Here is a 19,183-nt window from a genome sequence, read left to right as displayed (position 1 = left end):
CCACACTTAAAAGCGAATGTTTTTTAATACGTTGTTTTTAATCGAAAAACAAATAGTTAAAAATGATTTATTGTTAAAGTTTTAATAATTTACGTATCAAATCAGTAATAATTATAATAATCTATTAAATAATTAATATGAAAAAAACAATTACTTTATCATTATTAAGTTTTCTGTTAACGCTTTCTGTTTTTGCTCAGCAAGATAGAAATTGTTCAACAATGGAGAACTTAGAATACAGAAAACAATTAGATCCAACCTTAGAGCAAAGGATGAATCAGATCGAAGCCTTTACGCAACAACGTGTTGCACAATCCCAAAATGCGAGAATTGATGGAAGCATTATTACCATACCAGTCGTAGTACATGTTTTGTATAGAAACAGTACCGAAAACATTAGTGTAGCTCAAATCCAGTCACAATTGGATGTATTAAACGAAGATTTTAGACGTACTAATCCTGATGCAGATAATACGTGGTCACAGGCAGCAGATTCTGAAATTCAGTTTTGTTTAACAACCATTGATCCAAACGGAAATACAACAACAGGTATTACTAGAAAACAAGTGACTCGTCAAGATTGGGGAACGTCTGATGATATGAAGAGAACGTCAACTGGAGGTGTTAACCCATGGAATACTAGTGAGTATTTAAACATGTGGATTGTACCACAAATGACAAGTGGAGGAAATACTATTTTAGGTTATGCTCAATTTCCTGGTGGTAGTGCAGCAACAGATGGTGTTGTAATGGGCTACAATTACTTTGGTAGAGTTGGTAATGTTAGTGCACCTTTTGATGGTGGAAGAACAACGACACACGAAGTAGGTCACTTTTTAAATTTACGTCATATTTGGGGAGATGCTAATTGTGGTAATGATTTTGTAAGTGATACACCTACACATCAAACATCAAATGGTGGATGTCCAGTAGGACAAGTCTCTTGTGGGTCTACAGATATGGTGCAAAACTATATGGATTACACCAATGACTCTTGTATGAATTTATTTACACAAGGACAAAAAGCGCGTATGCGAGCAACGTTACTTAGTGGTGGACCTCGTGCAGCTTTAGGATTATCTGATAAGTGTGGTGGAGGTGGAGCTACACCAACTTGTACAGATGGTGTTCAAAATGGAGACGAAACAGGAGTTGATTGTGGTGGTTCTGCATGTACACCTTGTACAACAGGTACACAATATTGTGCTTCGCAAGGGAATAGTGTTAGTGACGAGTATATTAGTCGTGTTCAGGTAGGATCTATTAACAATGCCTCAGGAGCGCAATTATATTCAGATTTTACTAGCATAACGACTAATTTAACTAAAGGATCTTCTAATACTATTACTATTACGCCAACTTGGACAGGAACCACTTATGCTGAGGGTTATGCAGCTTGGATTGACTATAATAACGATGGTGATTTTACAGATTCAGGAGAACAAATTTTCTCTAAAGCTGCATCAACAGCAACTCCAGCTAGTGGAAGCTTTACGATACCAAGTAGTGCTGTTACAGGTAGTACAAGGTTAAGAGTATCTATGAAATATAACGCAGTGCCTACATCTTGTGAAACTTTTTCTTATGGAGAAGTGGAAGATTATACTATTAATTTAACGGTTGGAGCTGCAGATACTGTTAAACCAGTTATTAGTTTAATTGGAGGATCTACAATTAACTTAACCGTTGGTGATGCATATACAGAACAAGGTGCTACAGCAACGGATAATGTTGATGGAAATCTTACTTCTAGTATTGTAATTTCAGGAACAGTTAATACTAATACAGCAGGAACGTATACAAGAAACTATAATGTTAGTGATGCAGCAGGTAATGCAGCAAACCAAGTCTCTAGAAGTATTGTAGTAAGTCCAGCAAGTACTACTGGTTGTTCTGGAGCAATTTCTTCTTTTCCTTATAATGAAGGTTTTGAATCAGGTTTTGGCGCTTGGACACAAGGTAGTGGTGACGACTTTAATTGGACTAGAAGAAGTGGGTCTACTCCGTCAAGCAACACTGGACCATCTAGCGCAAGTGAAGGATCACAATATGTATTCATGGAATCTTCAGCACCAAATTATTCTACTAAACGTGCCTTATTAGTATCGCCTTGTTTTAATTTATCTGGAATTAATAACGGAAACTTTAGCTTTAAATATCATATGTATGGTACATCTGCAATGGGAAGTTTAAGTTTAGCTATTAGCACTAACAATGGATCAACTTGGTCAACAATTTGGACACGATCTGGTAATCAAGGTAATTCTTGGTTAGATGCAAATGTAGATTTGTCTTCTTACTCAGGAAATTCAGTAAGATTAAGATTTGATGGGACAACAGGTACAACTTGGCAAGGTGATATGGCAGTAGACGCTATAAGTTTAACCAATGGATCTGCAGATAAGTGTGCAGGAGTTGCAGAATATAATGGTAGCCAATCTTACTCAGTTGGAGATCAAGTAACCTATTTAGGTAATTTATATGAAAGAACAGCAAGTGGATGGACTAATCTAGGTGCTTGCGGAACAGCAAGAACATCTAACGAAGGGTTTGTACAACATCTAGGCGTTGAAATTGCTGTATATCCAAACCCAGTAAAAGGTGATGCCTTATTTGTTAAAACTAATATAGAGGATTTACCATTTACGGTAATTAACATGATAGGACAACAAGTAGTTAAAGGTGTTACAACATCAAACGGTATTAATGTAAGTAAGCTTGAAGCTGGATTATATCTAATACATTTTGAAGTAAATGATACTATTGAAACAAGAAAATTTATAAAGCAGTAATAATTAGTCTTAATTAATCAATCAATTTTTTATTGCTAAAAGCCTCAACGAAAGTTGAGGTTTTTTTATTTATATAATACCCTTATGTTTATTTAAATATGAATGATTTCATCATCAGTAAGAATGGAGTCGCCACGTAAACGTAAAAATATTTGTGCTACTGCAATGGTGTCTTTTTCGCAATAAATAATAATACGATCAATGTCATTGTCTTCATAGTAAGTTTTATAAACTTCGCTACCATCAATATCATCTTTTGGACTTGGTATACCTAAAACGTTAGTCATTAACTTTAATGATGTATACGTTTTGTAGTCACCAAACTTCCATAATTCCATGGTGTCTAAGTGCGGAATTTCCCAAGGTTTTTTACCAAAAAGATTTAATTTATAAGGTAATTCTATGTTATGGATAATCATACGTCTAGCGATGTATGGAAAGTCAAACTCCTTACCATTATGCGCACAAAGCAGGTGTTTGGCTTGACTAAAATGAGAAATTAAAAGGTTTTTAAATTCGACTAAAAGTTTACGTTCTTCACCATAAAAAGAGGTTGTCCTAAATAGACGCGTATCACCTTGGATGGTGAAATAGCCAACCGAAATACATACTATTTTTCCAAACTCAGCCCAAATACCAGCACGATCGTAAAACTCTTCAGCTGTAAACTCCTCTTTGCGTTGGTAACGTGATTTAGCGTCCCAAAGATCTTGTTTAGTTTTGTCTAAATCAGAAAAATATTGTGTTTCCGGAACGGTTTCTATATCTAGAAATAAGATGTTTTCAAGGTTGAGTTTGGTTATCATTACTGGTCAATCTTTAGCGTTTATTGGTGTAATTTTAGCGTCATCAATGATTTCGATTGCTTTTTCAATCAATTCATCACGTCCTTCTATTAGTCCTTTAATCGTTGGTTTTACCTCAATATCTGGTACGATTCCAACACGTTGGGTTGGAGTGCCATCAGGATAATATACTCCAATTCCAGAAATCATAGTTCTTAATCCTCCTGGAAGATAAATTGTAGATACATTACCATCTGCTCCAGCTGTTGTGCTACCTATTATAGATACATTATCTCCTGCTCTAAATGCCATAGCTGTATATTCAGCTGCGCTCTGAGATATTTCGTTTACTAATACTATTACTTTACCTTGATATGTTTTCCCTTTTGAAGGAATGTATAAATTGTCACCAAGCGTGAATTCTCCTGGATAATCTATATTACCTGTCGTAAATTTTACAAAAGGTGTTTTAGATGAGGTAAAAAAGCTACCAAGTGTAAAAGGTGTAAAGGCTGATGGGTAGTTTCTAATGTCTACAATAATCCCTTTGGTGTCTTTAAATTCTTTTTTTATTTTGTCCACGTCTTTGTTTTTAATGTTTTTAAGAGAAACGTAACCAATATTGTTTTTAAGTAGCTTAAAACTACTAATATTTTCATCTTTAGTATACCATTTGTAAAAACCAGCTATGTCTTTTTTGTTATAGACAGGTATTGCTTTAATTAATTTGTTTCCGTTGTTTTCTATTTCAATACCTATACTGTCACTTGTTGTGCGTAATAAATTAAAACTGAAATCTCTTAAGCGTGTTGGTTGATTTGAAGCTGGATAAAAATCGTGATTATCTCTAACAATGTCTTCAACTTTTTTTCCGTTAATACGCGTAATAATATCTCCTATTTTCAAACCATTTTTAGCATTGTCTTCATTATAAAAGTTGTCTATAACCAGCTTGTTTTCAATAAATGAAACATGGAAATTTGGATAGTTGTCACCAAGTATTTCGTTAATTTTATCTTTTCCTCCCCAAAGATTAGCATGAGAGTCTTTAATGTCTGCAATCATCTTTAAAGCTGCTAATTCATATTCTAATTCGTTTTTAGCATTGATAAATGGTGGAATATTTTCTTTTAAACTTTCATTCCAGTCTTTATCCATTATATGTTTATAAGGAAAAAAATAATTAATCATATTCCAGTATTTATAAACTGATAATAATCTAAAACCATCATCTGGATATGGCATGTTAGCATAGGGATTTTCATTTTTAAACTCTGGATTTCCAACACCGCGAACCATATCAATATAATAATGGTTTCCTTGGTGTCTGTTTTGGATAATAAACTTTAGTTTGTCACTTAAATCTTTAGATAAATTACCATCTGTAATCCAACCTAAATTAGGTTTTAAAATAGCATTTTCGTCTAATGGTTTACATTTTTTACAGATTTTTACAGTTCCTAAACTATCTATCCAATTACTAAGGATTTTATCTCGATCTGTATTAGATTTAGCTTTTTGATAATCTGGTAATATTCTAAATAATTCGTAATCCCAATTAAAATTTCCTTTTCCAACTTCTGGATGGTAGTATTTTAAGAAACCCCAAATGCGTCCTAGAAGCGTTAAGTTTTCTATTTGGTTTTTTTGAGATAAATCTATTGTGATTTTAGAACCTTTATCAAATTCTTTGTCCAATTCTTTCTCAGGAGCTTGATCCAGTGGTTTACCATCGACTGTTATATTAAAATTATCTACCCATATTTTTCCTGTTCCAACTATTAAACCACCAAAGGAAATAGATGTTGCATTGTTATTAGTCTCTAATTCTACTTCGTATTTTTTCCAATCTGTGGTACCTTGGACCTTTCTTGATTCCATGTTATCAATACTTATATCTGGATCAATACGCATCCATAAACCAGCCCAACCATTAACTATGTTTTCAGTTTTTAAATAGCCAGTTAGCTTTATTTTTTTTCCTCCAAAATCTGCAGGAATAGTATATGTTAAAACTCGAAACTCATCTGTATTACCATTACCCTCTATAGACGCAGATGTTACTCCGTTTTGAGAAATTGCTGTGTCATAAACAATATTATATTCTTTGTTTCCAAAGGAAGACCATCCAACAGCCTCTTTCTCTTTCAGGATTTCAAAGTCAAAATTTAATGAGTCTTGTGCATACATACTGTTACACAGTAAGAGTATATAAAATGTAAAAATTAGTTTTTTCATGGTTGATTAGTTTACTCAAAAAAATGAATAAATTAAAAGCGTATTAACTAACACTATGTTAAATAACAAAACATTAAGGTTTCATATTTAGCATTTTATAAGCTTCATCAATGTATAAAGCAATATCATTAGTAAATACACCAACACCAGCATCTGGAGATTTTTGATGTCCTAAACGTACAATTATAACATTGTCTTCTGGTTGTACAATTACATATTGTCCTAAATGTCCACGCATCATGAAAAAGTCTTTACCAATCTGGTTTTTTAACCACCAACCATAGCCATATTCTGGACTAGCTGGAAAACGAGGTTTTAGGGATTTTGCTACAAAAGCCGAATCTAATACTTGTTTTCCATTCCATTTTCCGTGGTCTTTGTATAACTTACCAAATCTTGCAAAATCTTTAGCATTACTAGCAATACAGCAGTAGGCTTTTACTAAATCGTGTGTTTCACTATCGACTTGCCATAAGGTTTCGTTTTCACTACCTAATGGTTTCCAAAAGCTTTCGGTTAAATAGTCGTACATTTTTTTACCTGTTGCTTTTTCAATAACCATAGCTAACATTTGTGTGTCTCCACTAGCATATTTAAAAGCTTGACCAGGTTGGTCTACAACTTTTAAACCATTCATAACTTTAGCTAAGTCATCGTCAAAATAAGCGCGTGTAGTAATAGATAAAGGCGAGTAGTATGCTTCATCCCAATTGGTACCAGAGGACATGCTAGACAAATCTCCAACAGTCATTTTTGCTGCTTCGCCATCACAAAATGCTGGTAAAAAGTCACAAACTGGCTGATCTAAACTTTTAATGTAACCTTCCATTATCGCTTTTCCCATAAGCCCAGAGACATAACTTTTAGCCATAGAAAATGAGTTAGATTTAGAGTCTTTGTTGTAACCATCATAGTAGTTTTCAAACCAGATACTATCGTTTTTTATAATAACGTATGCTATTGTTCCCCAATCTTTATTGGCTTTTTGCAGTGTTTCGGTTTCTGTTACTGTATTGTAGTTAATATGATTAGGCCAAGGTTGAGGTATTCCATTTTTTACCTCTTGGTTATCAAATTTTTTGTAGTCATCTAAAAAGGCGGTTGTATAACCACGCATGTAAATGGTGCGTACAGCTTTAATCAAGTAGTCTGTGTCTGTTATGTAAAGGGTTGCGATTAGTAAACCAAAAAGAACTACAAGTACTTTAAGAAGCTTTTTTAAGAATTTCATTTATTTTATTAGTTTAGATTTTAAATATAATAAAATTATGAATCAAAATTTATTATTTGCTAAGTCTTAGCGCAAGCTTTTTCTTATAGTATGTTTTTTGCGCGATGTATAGCGTTTTGGAAAATTCTGCAATAACTTCAGCTTTGGTATTTACCAATTGCATTGTTTTGATAATATCAACTTGTTGTTCTGTTTTTAATTGATTTTTTAACGCTTCGATTTCTTCATTAGTAAAAACAAATTCACCATAAATAGTGCTTTTACCAGGACGTTTATATTTAGCAGTAACTGCTTTATCCCAAACGACATAATCGTCACCTAAAATTTGAATAAGTTGTATCATGTAAATAGGGTCTGTTGCGGATAGCATGCTACCACCAAACATAGATCCAGCGTAATTACGATTTTTATAATTAAGTTTTAAGCGTATTTTGACGTAGTGTAAATCGTCGCTAACTTCTGTAAGTCTAGCGGTTGTGCGTCTATACATTGGTGACCAGTTAAAACCATATTTATATATGGTTGCTGGTTTAACAAACCGTGTTAAAAATTGAGAGACTACTTTATACATTAAAATAAAGATTGCTGTTTATACGGACTTTCATGGTCTAACAACCATTGTTTGCGGTGTAAACCTCCTGCGTATCCTGTTAAGCTTCCGTCTGTGCCAATAACCCTATGACATGGTATTATAATCCATAATGGATTTTTACCATTAGCGTTAGCAACAGCTCTGATTGCTTTTACATCGCCTAATTGTTTTGAAAGCTGAAGATAAGATGTGGTTTTGCCAAACGGAATGGTTAGTAAGGCGTCCCAAACCTTGTTTTGAAAAGCGGTACCTTTTGGGTTTAGCTTTAAGCTGAATTGTTCTCGTGAACCTTCAAAATATTGGTTAAGTTGAAGGACGCAGTCCTTTAAAACCTTAGGTATTTTTACCGTAACTTGTTGTTCTGAATTTAAAACGATTACTGATGCAATACCATTTACATCACCTGTTATTTTAGTAAAACCTAAAGCTGATTTGATAATGCATGTTTCCATTGTTACTCAGGATTATTTTCGTCTAATATGCCTAGTTTTTTTGCACGCGCTTCCCAACTTTTTCTAGCTAAGTTTTGTAGGTCACTTACATTATCACTTTCGTCCATAATCTCCATGCCTAAAAGCGTTTCTATAACATCTTCCATAGTTACAATTCCACTAACCGATCCATACTCATCTACCACTAAAGCCATATGATTTCTAGTTTCTACAAGTTGTTCAAAAAGTGTTGGGATAGGTAAGTTACGATCTACGATAATAATGTCTCGCTTTAATTCGACTAACTTTTTAGATCCATTTCCTAAAGCCATTTCTTTAAAAATTTCGTCTTTTAAAACTAATCCTTTGATATTATCTTCTGTTTTAGAATACACAGGAATTCTTGAAAAACGAAGGTTCATGTTTCTATTAAAAAAGTCTTCCACAGTTGTGGTTTCATTTTCAGATTGCATTACAGTACGAGGTGTCATTACGTTTTTAGCAAAAACCTCTTTAAATGTTAACAGGTTTTTAATAATCCTGCTTTCGTTACCCTCAAAAACACCTTCTTCATGAGCCATATCTGCCATAACCAAAAACCCTTCGCGACTAAGTACGCTACCATGACCTTTACCACCAATTAACTTTGTTGTAAGTTGCATTAACCACAATAATCCAGTCCATTTTAATGGGAAAATTAAAATATTAAGTGCTGTTGTTGTAAAACCAGCTAAACTTTTCCAATAGGTTGCACCAATGGTTTTTGGAATAATCTCTGAAGCGACTAATATTAAAATAGTCATAACTGCAGATACTATAAAAACTCCGTATCCATCACCATTTCCGTAAAGTCCTTCTGCCTCTTTACCGACTAAAATTGCACCAACAGTGTGTGCAATTGTATTTAGTGTTAAAATAGCAATTAAAGGTCGATCTACATCTTTTTTAAGATTTTCTAAATTTGTTGCAAACGCTTTACCTTCTTGCTTTTTTAGGTTAATAAATGTTGGAGTAACACTTAGTAAAACAGCTTCTAGAATAGAGCATAAAAACGAAAAAAATATTGATATAACTCCGTAAAATAGTAATAATCCCATGGATTGATTTTTAATTAATGTACTGCGAATTTACGATATTAATTTTACAATATCTTTAGCAAAATAACTAGCAATTACATCTGCACCAGCACGTTTGATAGCTGTAACTTGTTCCATCATAACAGCATCGTGGTCTAGCCAACCTTTTTCGGCAGCAGCCTTAAGCATTGCATATTCTCCAGAGACTTGATATACAGCAACAGGTACGTCAACTTCGTTTTTAATTTCTCGGACAATATCTAGGTAGCATAATCCTGGTTTTACCATTACAATATCTGCACCTTCATCTATATCCATTTCGGTTTCGCGTAGCGCTTCAAAACGATTAGCATAATCCATTTGGTAGGTTTTTTTATCCTTAGGAATATCTTGTGCATCCACAGGAGCTGAGTCTAAAGCATCACGGAAAGGACCATAAAAAGCTGAGGCATATTTAGCTGAATAGCTCATAATCCCTGTATCAGTAAATCCTTCGTCTTCCAAAGCTTCGCGAATGGCTAGTATGCGACCATCCATCATGTCACTTGGTGCAACAAAATTTGCTCCAGCTTGAGCGTGTGATACACTCATGTCTGCTAAAACGTCTACAGTGTCATCATTGACAACTATTCCGTTTTCAATAATTCCGTCGTGTCCATAAACTGAATAAGGATCCAATGCTACATCTGTCATCACTAACATGTCAGGACAAGCATTTTTAACTGTTTTGATAGCGCGTTGCATTAATCCATCAGGATTAATAGCTTCTGTCCCTTTATTGTCTTTTAAATTGTCCGGAACTTTTACAAATAGTAATACCGATTTTAAACCTAGTTTCCAAAGCTCTTTAACTTCGGCTTGTAATAAATCTAAGCTGTAACGATAGTAATTTGGCATAGATGCAATTTCTTCTTTAATACCTTTTCCTTCGACAATAAAAAGTGGTACTAAAAAATCGTTTGGAGAGATTATAGTTTCTCGTACTAAGCTTCTAATTGCTTCGTTTGTTCTTAATCGTCTATTTCTTTTAATTGGATACATAATTATATTAGTTTTTGGCATTACCTAAGTAATACCATTTGTTGTTTTGTTTTATAAAGGCAGAGTTTTCATGTATTACATCAACGTTTCCGTTGTCATAAAAATAGGCATTAAACATTACTGTACCATCTTCATTATTACTTAGACCTTCAGTTGTATTTAAAATCTCAAGTTTTATCCACTCTACAGATTTAGCCCATTTTACAATTGCTTTTTTTTCTGAAATTGGTCTAGTAGAAATATGGTGTGTTTGCATTAAATAATCGCCATTTGCTAATACAAATGCACTATATCTTGAGCGCATTAATTGCTCTGCTGTTTCGGTTTTTCCATTATTTAAATGAAACACTTCACAACAGGTTTTATAACTCTTAGTATTTCCGCAGTAGCAATTCATTTTAGACCCAATCTTTAGGGTTTTGTAATACTTTAATTAACCTTTCCTCTTCGCTACTAGCTTCTGGATGATGGTCATAAACCCATTGCACATGTGGCGGAAGACTCATTAAAATACTCTCTATTCTACCATTGGTTTTTAAACCAAAAAGGGTTCCTTTATCATGCACTAAGTTGAACTCCACATATCGACCACGTCTTATTTCTTGCCAATCACGTTGTGCTTTGGTGTAGTCTAAATCTTTTCTTTTTGCTACAATAGGTACATAGGCTTCTAGAAAACTATCACCAACTTCTGTTACAAAATCGTACCAGTTTTGCATAGTCAAGTCTTCTGAAGCTTTACAGTAATCAAAAAACAAGCCTCCAATACCACGACCTTCATTACGATGTGTATTATAGAAATACTCGTCACAACGTGCTTTATATTTTGGATAAAATTCTGCATTGTGTTTATCGCAAGCTGTTTTACATGTTTGATGGAAGTGTGTTGCATCCTCATCAAATAAGTAATAAGGTGTTAGGTCTTGTCCTCCTCCAAACCATTGGTCTACAATATTTCCGTCTATGTCATACATTTCAAAATAACGCCAATTTGCGTGTACAGTAGGCACCATTGGATTTTTTGGATGTAAAACTAGACTTAATCCACAAGCAAAAAAATCGGCATCTTCAACACCAAAATATTTTTGCATGCTGTCTGGTAATTTACCGTGTACACCAGAAATATTAACACCACCTTTTTCAAAAACATTTCCGTTTTCTATAACTCGTGTGCGTCCTCCACCACCTTCTGGTCGTTTCCAAATGTCTTCTTGGAAAGTTGCTTTGCCATCTATTTTTTCTAATCCAGCAGTTATGCTGTCTTGTAATTGATGTATGTATTCAAAAAATTTATCTTTCATTGTATAATTCATATAACTCCATATCAAGAGGGTTTTCGCCAATTGGAGTAAATTCGTTTTTTAAGGTTTTAATCCATTTAAAACTATTGTTATTTGCCACTTTAACACTGCTAATATTGTCTTTAAAAACGATGATTTGTAGTGTGTTTAAATCTAGATTTTTAAAGGCGTAAGATGATAATGCAGCAACAGACTTTGTTATTAGTCCTTTGCCTTGAAAGTTGTAATCTATGCAATAAGCAAACTCACCTTGTTTGATGTGATGGTCTACTTCTTTTATATAAATTAGTCCTACTAAATCTTTAGTCTCAGCATTTTTTAAAGTGAATAAAAACTCTTCTTTATTATTAAATTGTTTTACTTTTTTATCTACAAATAGTTGTGATAAAGTCGGTGTTAGATTTTGTTCTAATGTTTTAGGAAAATAACGTTTTAACCTATCTTGATTAGTAACCATGAAGTCACAAATTTTCCATGCATCTCCATTGTGGATGGGATTGATTTCAAAATCATCAAAAGTTGCAATCATTAGATTAGGTTTTGATTTTCCGGTTTAAGACGTTTTGCAGTAGTAATTGTTGCTGCAGTTACACTTAAGGGTAGTACTAAAATTACACCAATAATTGGGATAAATAAAAACAGGATAAAAACCAGTCCGTTACCTATAGCTAGTCCACGATTATCTCTAACAAACTTTACACTGTCTTTGTAATTAAAATGACGCTCCAAGGTGTAATCCATATTACCAAAACCAGCATAATAGGATTGTACCATTATTAATAATGCTGTTGAAAAGATATTAATTACAGGAATAAATTTAAGAAGTAAAATTGGAATGGTAATTAGTAGCTCGCGACCTAAATTTCTGATGTTAATTCTAATCCCTCGCCAAAGTTGCTCTTGAAACGATGTTTTTCTGTGATTATGTTTTACTATACCAGTTAAATGCGTTTCAATTTTTTCTGACACAGGACTCATAAATGGAGCCGATAGTGCCATAATGATGTGTTTGTAAAGGATTATGCCTAATGCTATAATAATTATAACTCCAAGGACTGTAGATATGGCTGTAAAGGTTTGTTTACCCCATTCCCAAAACCAAATTTTTGCGATAAACTGTCCAATATTGTCGGAGAGTCCATAAGCAGTCAAACCAATGATAGTTGCAGTTAGAATACTAATAACAATAGGAATAAAAAAATACTTCCAAAGTTTAAGTTTTGAAATTAGTGCAAATGCACCAGAGTATCCGTTTATTCCTTTTATTATGTTTTGTATCATTTTTATACTGCGATATCTTCTTTTATAACATTTGGTTTTACTTGTTGTCTTTGTCTGGACCAGATGGCTAATCCAAAAGTTAAAACACCTAAACGACCAATAAACATTAAAGCTATAATTACCAATTTACCACCTATATTTAAATCTCCTGTAATACCTGTACTTAAACCTACAGTACCAAGTGCAGAAGAAACTTCAAACAGAATTTCTTCAAATTTAAAATCGTTAGTTAAAGTTATTAAAAAAGTTCCGATAAGTATTATGATTGTGTAAAAGATAAAAGCAGAGGTGGCAATGTATAATCTTTCAAAAGGAATTTGTCTCCCTAAAAAAGTTACAGTTTTACTTCCAGTTAGTCTACTTTTCATTACTGCAAAAACAGCAGTTAGTGTTGTGATTTTAATTCCTCCAGCTGTTCCAGATGGTGAGGCTCCAATGTACATTAAAAAGATGCAAATTAACATCATTGCCTGAGTAAAATATCCAAAATCTACAGTGTTAAATCCTACTGTAGTCATGGCTGACATGCATTGAAAAAAGGCGGCTAGAAATCTTGAGTCAGAATGGTAATTGACTATGGATGGTTCAAAATAAAAAAATGTTGTACCAAAAGTAAGTAGCATTAAAAATCCGTAGATAATTATTTTTGTTGTAAAACTAACTTTGTGTGATTTGTTTTTAATTTTTAATCCAAAATCTGTAATAACAATAAAACCTAATGATCCACAAATGGCTAACATTGAGATTATAAAATTGACAAAATTATTGTCAACATAGTCCATAAAACTATTGTTAAATAAACTAAAGCCTGCTGTGCAAAAGGAGCTAATGCTATGAAAAACAGATGACCAAATAGCCTCAAAGGTTGGCATACCTTGTGCTTTAAAAGCTATAAAAAACAGAATAGCACCTATTGATTCCATTATTAGTGTAAATAACACGACAGATTTTAAAAAGTCTGTAATTTTAATTGTGTTAGGTAGTGTGAATTCTGTGGATAATATTTTTTTATGCCATAGGGTTATTTTTCTGGTAGTAGATAAAATCATATAGGTGGTAAAGGATAAATATCCAATACCACCTAATTGAACGAGGACCATTATTATAAATTGTCCAAAAATATTATAGGTGTCAAAAATTGAGACTGTAACCAATCCTGTAGTTGATACAGCAGAAGTAGCAATAAACAAATGGTCTAAAATAGAAGCACTTTGTTTTTGAAATATTGGCAAACAGAGTAATATGAAACCTAGAGCAATATAAGTTAGAAAACCGTAAAATAAATTTTGTTGAGGTGTCCAACTTTTTTTAACTAAAGCATATTTTTTTGCTGTTTGGTTAAATGAAAGTTTCATTTTTAATCCGCTTTATACTCTTTTACAGCGTCTATAAATGCTTTAGCATTTTCTAATGGTATGTTTGGTAAAATACCATGCCCAAGGTTTACAATGTATTTATCTTTACCAAAATCGTTTATCATTTGGTGTACCATTTTTTTAATTTCTGCAGGAGGAGAGAATAATCTTGTTGGATCAAAATTTCCTTGAAGCGTGATGTTTCCTCCAGTTAAATATCGTGCATTTTTAGCAGAACATGTCCAGTCTACACCTAAAGCAGATGCTCCAGATTTAGACATTTCTTCTAATGCAAACCAACAACCTTTACCAAATGCAATAACAGGTGTTTCGTCCTTTAATGCATCTATTATTTGTTGAATGTATTGCCAAGAAAACTCTTGGTAATCTACAGGAGATAACATGCCACCCCAAGAATCAAATACTTGTACAGCATTAACACCTGCTTTTACTTTTTCTTTTAAGTAAGCAATCGTTGTATCTGTTATTTTTTGTAACAATTGGTGTGCAGCGATAGGATTTGTAAAACAAAACTCTTTAGCTTTATCAAAGTTTTTAGAGCCTTGACCTTGCACGCAATAGCATAAGATAGTCCAAGGCGAACCTGCAAAACCTATTAATGGCACTTCGTTGTTAAGTTTTTCTTTAGTTGCTTTTATGGCTTCGTAAACATAGTTTAAAGCTTCCTTTACATCAGGTACTATAACGTTATCTACGTCCTTTTGTGTACGAATTGGATTAGGTAAATAAGGACCAAAATTAGGTTTCATTTGCACCTCAATATTCATAGCTTGAGGAATTACTAAAATATCACTAAATAAAATAGCAGCATCCATACCGTAACGACGGATTGGTTGTACAGTAATTTCGCTAGCTAATTCTGGCGTTTGACAACGTGTAAAAAAATCGTACTTAGCCTTTATTTCCATAAATTCTGGAAGGTAACGACCTGCTTGACGCATCATCCAAACTGGTGGACGCTCTACTGTTTCTCCTTTTAATGCTCTTAAAAATAAATCGTTTTTCAACATATCCTTGTGTCCTTTCCGCGAAGACGGAAAATCTTTTAAATTATTATTACTTGATACTTTAAGTTGTCCTTTTGGTGGACTATGACATGTAATGTTGGTTTACTAACTCTATTACACTTTCTACCGTTGGTACTTTTGCTATACGTACATCTTTAAAATGTTTGCTTGCTTCTTTAGCGGTAGTTTCGCCAATACAAAAAGCAATACCATTGACATCATTTTCTTTTTTATAACTCTGTACTGTTGATGGGCTGTAAAACATAACACCTTCAATACTTTCTGGAAGACTAATGCTATCTAGCTTTGTTTGATAAGCTTCAATCTCGTTAACTGTGATATTGTTTTCTTTTAAGATAGATGGTAAATCATCTAGTCTTAAGTCGCTGCAAAAGTATGTTACTTCTGTACCTTCCATAAAATCTACTAAATATTGCGCTAGTTTTTTTGCGTTTTTTTCAGTGTGAGTGACTTTACCAATTCGCTTTTCAATCATTTTTTTGGTACGACGTCCTACACAGTATATGTTTTTAAATTGAAGCTCTATGGCAGAATAATTATTTAATAATGCTTCAACAGCATTTTGGCTAGTTATAACTACGTTTTTTATTTCGTTTTTAACAAATCTTGGGTGTATTCTATTTAAACTAATCTTTACAAAATCAGAGCTTTCTGCTTTTACTTTTTCGTTAAATAAAAAGCGTTGATCTTCAGTTAATGATTTGGTAGAATAGATGTTTGTTGGTATATGAGACTCTTTAAGCTCGTCCATTAAACGATTACCACCACGATCTAAAATGTAATTGGCACACCATTCTGCAATATCATGATGTTCTCCTACTGCTTTAACGCGTTTAACCTGTATTTTTTTAGTTCCGTCTTTGCTTAAAAGTATCCCTTCAAAAGTTAGCTCTTCATCTTTAATAAAGGCTAAAGCACCAATTGGAGCAGTGCAACCACCTTCAAGTTTGTTTAAAAAAGCACGTTCTATTGTGGTGCAAATTTCAGTTTCTTGATGATTTATTTCTGATAAGATTGCTAAGGTTTCTTCATCGTCAGCCAAAGCAGCAATCATAATTGCACCTTGTGCAGGCGCAGGAATCATCCAATCTAAATTAACAGCGTCTTCTGGTCTTAAGTCTAAACGCCCAATACCTGCAGCTGCAAAAATAGCTCCATTCCAATCGCTATCTTCTAGTTTTTGTAATCTAGTGTTTACATTTCCTCTTAAATCTACTAAGGTGTGTGTTGGAAAACGGTTTAACCATTGTGCACGTCTACGTAAACTTCCGGTTGCTATGGTTGCCTCTCTTGACCCTAAAAACTCTTCGTTGTTTTTAAAGACTAAAGTGTCCCTAACATTACCACGTTTTAATACTGCAGCTTGTACAATACCATTTGGCAGTAGTGTTGGTACATCTTTTAGGGAATGTACTGCAATATCAATATCTCCATTTAGCATGGCAATATCTAAAGTGCGTGTAAAAATTCCTGTAATTCCTAACTCGTAAAGTGGTTTGTCAAGTACGATGTCTCCTGTAGATTTTATAGGGACTAATAAGGTTTGATGGCCTAATGCTTGTAATTGACTTTGTACTGCTTTTGCTTGATATAAAGCTAACTCGCTATCACGAGTTCCGATTCTAATTATTTTAGACATGCTTTGCGGTGTTTTCTAATTGAAACACTTTTTTTATTAATTCCAAACTTTCGTCTGTTGAGAAAGCATCATCTTTTAAATGATGAGCGAAATGATTGGTTATTTTTTGAATAATTTTATTACTTATAATTTCGGCTTGTTCTTCGTTAAAGTTAGCCATTTTTTTGCGTTGCGTATCTAACTCGGCATTTTTAAAACCTTGTAGTTTATGTTTTAATGCCTTGATTGTTGGAGCAAACTTTCTAGTTTCTAACCATCCAATAAAGTCTGCTTTTATATCTTCAATAATACTTTCTGCTAAAGGTATTTGTAGTTTTCTGCGCTCTAAAGTCTCATCGGTAATTTGCGATAAATCGTCTAAATGTATGCGTTTTACGTTAGGTAAATCTGTTACGTTTTCGTCTACGTTTTTAGGAATAGATAAATCTAAAATTAATAAGTCTTTTTTAGATTGAATTAGTTGTTTATCAACCGTCGGGTTTTGCGCTCCAGTAGCTACAATTAAAATGTCAGCCTCATTTATTTCTTCTTGTAGGTTGGCATAATCCTTAACTACCAAATTAAATTTACCAGCAACAGCTTCTGCTTTTCCTTTGGTACGGTTTATTAATGTGATTTGCTCGTTTTTAGTATGTTTTACTAAATTTTCGCAGGTATTACGTCCAATTTTACCAGTACCAAATAATAGTATGTTTTTGTTGGTTACGTCTTCAATAGTATTTAAAATGTATTGAACAGAAGCAAAAGATACGCTTGTTGCACCAGAAGAAATTTCGGTTTCGGTTTTAATGCGTTTGCTTGCTTGAATTACAGAGTTTACTAAACGCTCAATAAAAGGGTTTAGTAAGCCATGTTTTTTAGACTCGATAGTACTTTTTTTAAGTTGTCCAATTATTTCAAAATCTCCTAAAATTTGGCTGTCTAATCCAGAACCAACTCTGAATAAATGTGAAATAGCTTCTTTGCCTTTATAGATATATGCAAATTTTTGAAACTCTTCAACAGTTCCTTTTGTGTTATCGCACAATAGTTGAATTAATTGATATGGATGTTCTGCAAAACCGTAAATTTCTGTACGGTTGCAAGTTGACGTTACGATTAGGCTTTCTACTCCGTTTGATCTAGCTTGGTTTAAAAGGGCTTCTTTAGAAGATTCATCTAAACTAAAATGACCTCTAATTTCTGCATCTGCCTTTTTATAGCTTAAACCTAACGCGTAAAAATATGTGCCTGTTGACATGTGATAGTGCTCCATTTACCTGACTGGGACTTTATTGTTAGCAAATTTATGTTGTATATTATTTAAAAAGTAACGCTAAAAGAACTTTTAATAACGATTGTGGTTTTTTAATCGTTATTTTAACGTAACAATGATATTTATCATATTTTTGTAGCGAAATCAATGGTTTTAAAGCTTGTTGTTTAGAATCAATCTAAATAAAATAATTTTATGGCACTTATTAAAGATCTTAAAAATGTCGCTGAAGGTTCGTTTAACGAAACACAGGTTGATCAGGATGTTTTTGTTTTAACTTATCAAAATGAAACGTCTAATAATCAGATTGTTGAGCGCTTTATTGATAGTGGTTTTATTCAATTTCATTTTTGTTTAAAGGGTAATAGTGACTTTATATTTAACAATGGTAACTACGTTTTAAATATTGCTGAAGAAACCTCATTGCTGCTTTATAATCCGCAAAAGGACTTGCCTATTAATCTACATGTAAAGCCTGATTGTTGGTTGGTTTCTGTTTTAATATCTATAAAAAAGTTTCATGGTTTGTTTTCTCAAGAAGCCGATTATATCACGTTTTTAAGTAGTGATAATAAGGATAAAAAATATTATAAGGATGGAAAGATATCGCCATCTATGGCTATTGCATTAAATCAAATTATTAATTATAACTTAAACTCATCTATTAAAACTTTGTATTTTAAAGGGAAAGCATATGAGTTACTTAGCTTGTATTTTAATAGAGGAGAGGATGCAAACATTGATCAGTGTCCCTTTTTAGTAGATGAATCTAATGTTGCTAAAATTAAACAAGCCAAAGATATTGTAATTGCTAGAATGGCAGAGCCACCAACTTTACAAGAACTGTCTGAAGAAATAAATTTATCGCTTAAAAAATTAAAAGAAGGATTTAAACAGATTTATGGAGACTCTGTTTTTAGTTTTTTGTTTGATTATAAAATGGAGGTTGCAAGAAAGCTTTTAGAGACAGGTTCGCACAATGTCAACGAGGTTGGTTTGCGTGTTGGATATAGTACAGCTAGCCATTTTATTGCTGCTTTTAAAAAAAAGTACGGGATTACTCCTAAAAAGTACATACAGTCCATATAAAAAAAGCGCTTAATTTATTAAGCGCTTT

The 19,183-nt window shown here is 33.1% G+C and carries 17 protein-coding genes; 2 read left to right on the top strand and 15 right to left on the bottom strand.

The annotated features are described in order from the left end of the window. Nucleotides 1–137 precede the first annotated feature (137 nt). On the top strand, nt 138–2,792 hold the full coding sequence (locus V6251_RS07725) for a GEVED domain-containing protein (protein WP_341587708.1): 2,655 nt from the start codon (nt 138–140) through the stop codon (nt 2,790–2,792). Between the two features lie 92 nt (nt 2,793–2,884). Here the strand turns inward: V6251_RS07725 and V6251_RS07720 are convergent, their stop codons facing one another. The 15 genes from V6251_RS07720 to hemA all read right to left on the bottom strand — a co-directional run bounded on the left by V6251_RS07720 (nt 2,885) and on the right by hemA (nt 18,066). After that, entirely contained in the window at nt 2,885–3,598 is a 714-nt protein-coding gene (locus V6251_RS07720) for a 3'-5' exonuclease (RefSeq protein ID WP_341587706.1), read from the bottom strand. 6 nt (nt 3,599–3,604) lie between these two features. After that, on the bottom strand, nt 3,605–5,815 hold the full coding sequence (locus V6251_RS07715; RefSeq protein ID WP_341587705.1) for a S41 family peptidase: 2,211 nt from the start codon (nt 5,813–5,815) through the stop codon (nt 3,605–3,607). 73 nt (nt 5,816–5,888) lie between these two features. Continuing rightward, on the bottom strand, nt 5,889–7,046 hold the full coding sequence (locus tag V6251_RS07710) for a serine hydrolase domain-containing protein (RefSeq protein ID WP_341587704.1): 1,158 nt from the start codon (nt 7,044–7,046) through the stop codon (nt 5,889–5,891). Nucleotides 7,047–7,098: 52 nt separating this feature from the next. Then, nucleotides 7,099–7,617: a DUF4442 domain-containing protein gene (locus tag V6251_RS07705; protein WP_341587703.1), complete on the bottom strand. Its 519-nt coding sequence runs from the start codon at nt 7,615–7,617 to the stop codon at nt 7,099–7,101. After that, nucleotides 7,617–8,090: a methylated-DNA--[protein]-cysteine S-methyltransferase gene (locus V6251_RS07700; RefSeq protein ID WP_341587701.1), complete on the bottom strand. Its 474-nt coding sequence runs from the start codon at nt 8,088–8,090 to the stop codon at nt 7,617–7,619. The genes V6251_RS07705 and V6251_RS07700 overlap by 1 nt, the downstream gene beginning before the upstream one ends. 2 nt (nt 8,091–8,092) lie before the next feature. Further along, entirely contained in the window at nt 8,093–9,166 is a 1,074-nt protein-coding gene (locus V6251_RS07695; RefSeq protein WP_341587700.1) for a hemolysin family protein, read from the bottom strand. A gap of 30 nt (nt 9,167–9,196) precedes the next feature. Next, entirely contained in the window at nt 9,197–10,186 is a 990-nt protein-coding gene (gene hemB, locus V6251_RS07690) for a porphobilinogen synthase (RefSeq protein WP_341587699.1), read from the bottom strand. A gap of 7 nt (nt 10,187–10,193) precedes the next feature. Then, a complete protein-coding gene (locus tag V6251_RS07685; RefSeq protein ID WP_341587698.1) occupies nt 10,194–10,583 on the bottom strand; it encodes a YchJ family protein in 390 nt (129 codons plus the stop codon). Nucleotide 10,584: 1 nt separating this feature from the next. Further along, entirely contained in the window at nt 10,585–11,487 is a 903-nt protein-coding gene (hemF, locus tag V6251_RS07680; protein ID WP_341587696.1) for an oxygen-dependent coproporphyrinogen oxidase, read from the bottom strand. Beyond that, nucleotides 11,477–12,016 carry a GNAT family N-acetyltransferase gene (locus V6251_RS07675; RefSeq protein ID WP_341587695.1) on the bottom strand — a complete coding sequence of 180 codons (540 nt, stop codon included), beginning with the start codon at nt 12,014–12,016 and terminating at the stop codon, nt 11,477–11,479. Before V6251_RS07675 ends, hemF begins: the two co-directional genes overlap by 11 nt. After that, entirely contained in the window at nt 12,016–12,768 is a 753-nt protein-coding gene (locus V6251_RS07670; protein WP_341587693.1) for an EI24 domain-containing protein, read from the bottom strand. The genes V6251_RS07675 and V6251_RS07670 overlap by 1 nt, the downstream gene beginning before the upstream one ends. A gap of 2 nt (nt 12,769–12,770) precedes the next feature. Beyond that, on the bottom strand, nt 12,771–14,123 hold the full coding sequence (locus tag V6251_RS07665) for a TrkH family potassium uptake protein (RefSeq protein ID WP_341587691.1): 1,353 nt from the start codon (nt 14,121–14,123) through the stop codon (nt 12,771–12,773). 2 nt (nt 14,124–14,125) lie between these two features. Next, nucleotides 14,126–15,154 carry a uroporphyrinogen decarboxylase gene (gene hemE / locus V6251_RS07660; protein WP_339807587.1) on the bottom strand — a complete coding sequence of 343 codons (1,029 nt, stop codon included), beginning with the start codon at nt 15,152–15,154 and terminating at the stop codon, nt 14,126–14,128. A 79-nt stretch (nt 15,155–15,233) separates the two neighbouring features. Further along, entirely contained in the window at nt 15,234–16,811 is a 1,578-nt protein-coding gene (gene hemC, locus V6251_RS07655) for a hydroxymethylbilane synthase (protein ID WP_341587689.1), read from the bottom strand. Beyond that, the gene (gene hemA / locus V6251_RS07650; protein WP_145004678.1) at nt 16,804–18,066 is read right to left on the bottom strand and encodes a glutamyl-tRNA reductase; all 1,263 of its coding nucleotides are present in this window, start codon (nt 18,064–18,066) and stop codon (nt 16,804–16,806) included. Before hemA ends, hemC begins: the two co-directional genes overlap by 8 nt. A 195-nt stretch (nt 18,067–18,261) precedes the next feature. On the opposite strand from hemA, the gene V6251_RS07645 reads away from it, so the two are divergent. Next, entirely contained in the window at nt 18,262–19,155 is an 894-nt protein-coding gene (locus tag V6251_RS07645; protein ID WP_145004675.1) for a helix-turn-helix transcriptional regulator, read from the top strand. The last annotated feature ends 28 nt before the right edge of the window (nt 19,156–19,183 follow it).

The organism is Olleya sp. Ti.3.14, assembly GCF_038154885.1.
Classification (GTDB): domain Bacteria; phylum Bacteroidota; class Bacteroidia; order Flavobacteriales; family Flavobacteriaceae; genus Olleya.
This window is presented reverse-complemented; position numbering and strand designations above follow the sequence as displayed.

Excerpts from the sequence above, each read along its gene's own strand:
- V6251_RS07725 (WP_341587708.1), top strand. The coding sequence starts at position 138 with ATGAAAAAAACAATTACTTTATCATTATTAAGTTTTCTGTTAACGCTT.
- V6251_RS07720 (WP_341587706.1), bottom strand. The coding sequence starts at position 3,598 with ATGATAACCAAACTCAACCTTGAAAACATCTTATTTCTAGATATAGAA.
- V6251_RS07715 (WP_341587705.1), bottom strand. The coding sequence starts at position 5,815 with ATGAAAAAACTAATTTTTACATTTTATATACTCTTACTGTGTAACAGT.
- V6251_RS07710 (WP_341587704.1), bottom strand. The coding sequence starts at position 7,046 with ATGAAATTCTTAAAAAAGCTTCTTAAAGTACTTGTAGTTCTTTTTGGT.
- V6251_RS07705 (WP_341587703.1), bottom strand. The coding sequence starts at position 7,617 with ATGTATAAAGTAGTCTCTCAATTTTTAACACGGTTTGTTAAACCAGCA.
- V6251_RS07700 (WP_341587701.1), bottom strand. The coding sequence starts at position 8,090 with ATGGAAACATGCATTATCAAATCAGCTTTAGGTTTTACTAAAATAACA.
- V6251_RS07695 (WP_341587700.1), bottom strand. The coding sequence starts at position 9,166 with ATGGGATTATTACTATTTTACGGAGTTATATCAATATTTTTTTCGTTT.
- hemB (WP_341587699.1), bottom strand. The coding sequence starts at position 10,186 with ATGTATCCAATTAAAAGAAATAGACGATTAAGAACAAACGAAGCAATT.
- V6251_RS07685 (WP_341587698.1), bottom strand. The coding sequence starts at position 10,583 with ATGAATTGCTACTGCGGAAATACTAAGAGTTATAAAACCTGTTGTGAA.
- hemF (WP_341587696.1), bottom strand. The coding sequence starts at position 11,487 with ATGAAAGATAAATTTTTTGAATACATACATCAATTACAAGACAGCATA.
- V6251_RS07675 (WP_341587695.1), bottom strand. The coding sequence starts at position 12,016 with ATGATTGCAACTTTTGATGATTTTGAAATCAATCCCATCCACAATGGA.
- V6251_RS07670 (WP_341587693.1), bottom strand. The coding sequence starts at position 12,768 with ATGATACAAAACATAATAAAAGGAATAAACGGATACTCTGGTGCATTT.
- V6251_RS07665 (WP_341587691.1), bottom strand. The coding sequence starts at position 14,123 with ATGAAACTTTCATTTAACCAAACAGCAAAAAAATATGCTTTAGTTAAA.
- hemE (WP_339807587.1), bottom strand. The coding sequence starts at position 15,154 with ATGTTGAAAAACGATTTATTTTTAAGAGCATTAAAAGGAGAAACAGTA.
- hemC (WP_341587689.1), bottom strand. The coding sequence starts at position 16,811 with ATGTCTAAAATAATTAGAATCGGAACTCGTGATAGCGAGTTAGCTTTA.
- hemA (WP_145004678.1), bottom strand. The coding sequence starts at position 18,066 with ATGGAGCACTATCACATGTCAACAGGCACATATTTTTACGCGTTAGGT.
- V6251_RS07645 (WP_145004675.1), top strand. The coding sequence starts at position 18,262 with ATGGCACTTATTAAAGATCTTAAAAATGTCGCTGAAGGTTCGTTTAAC.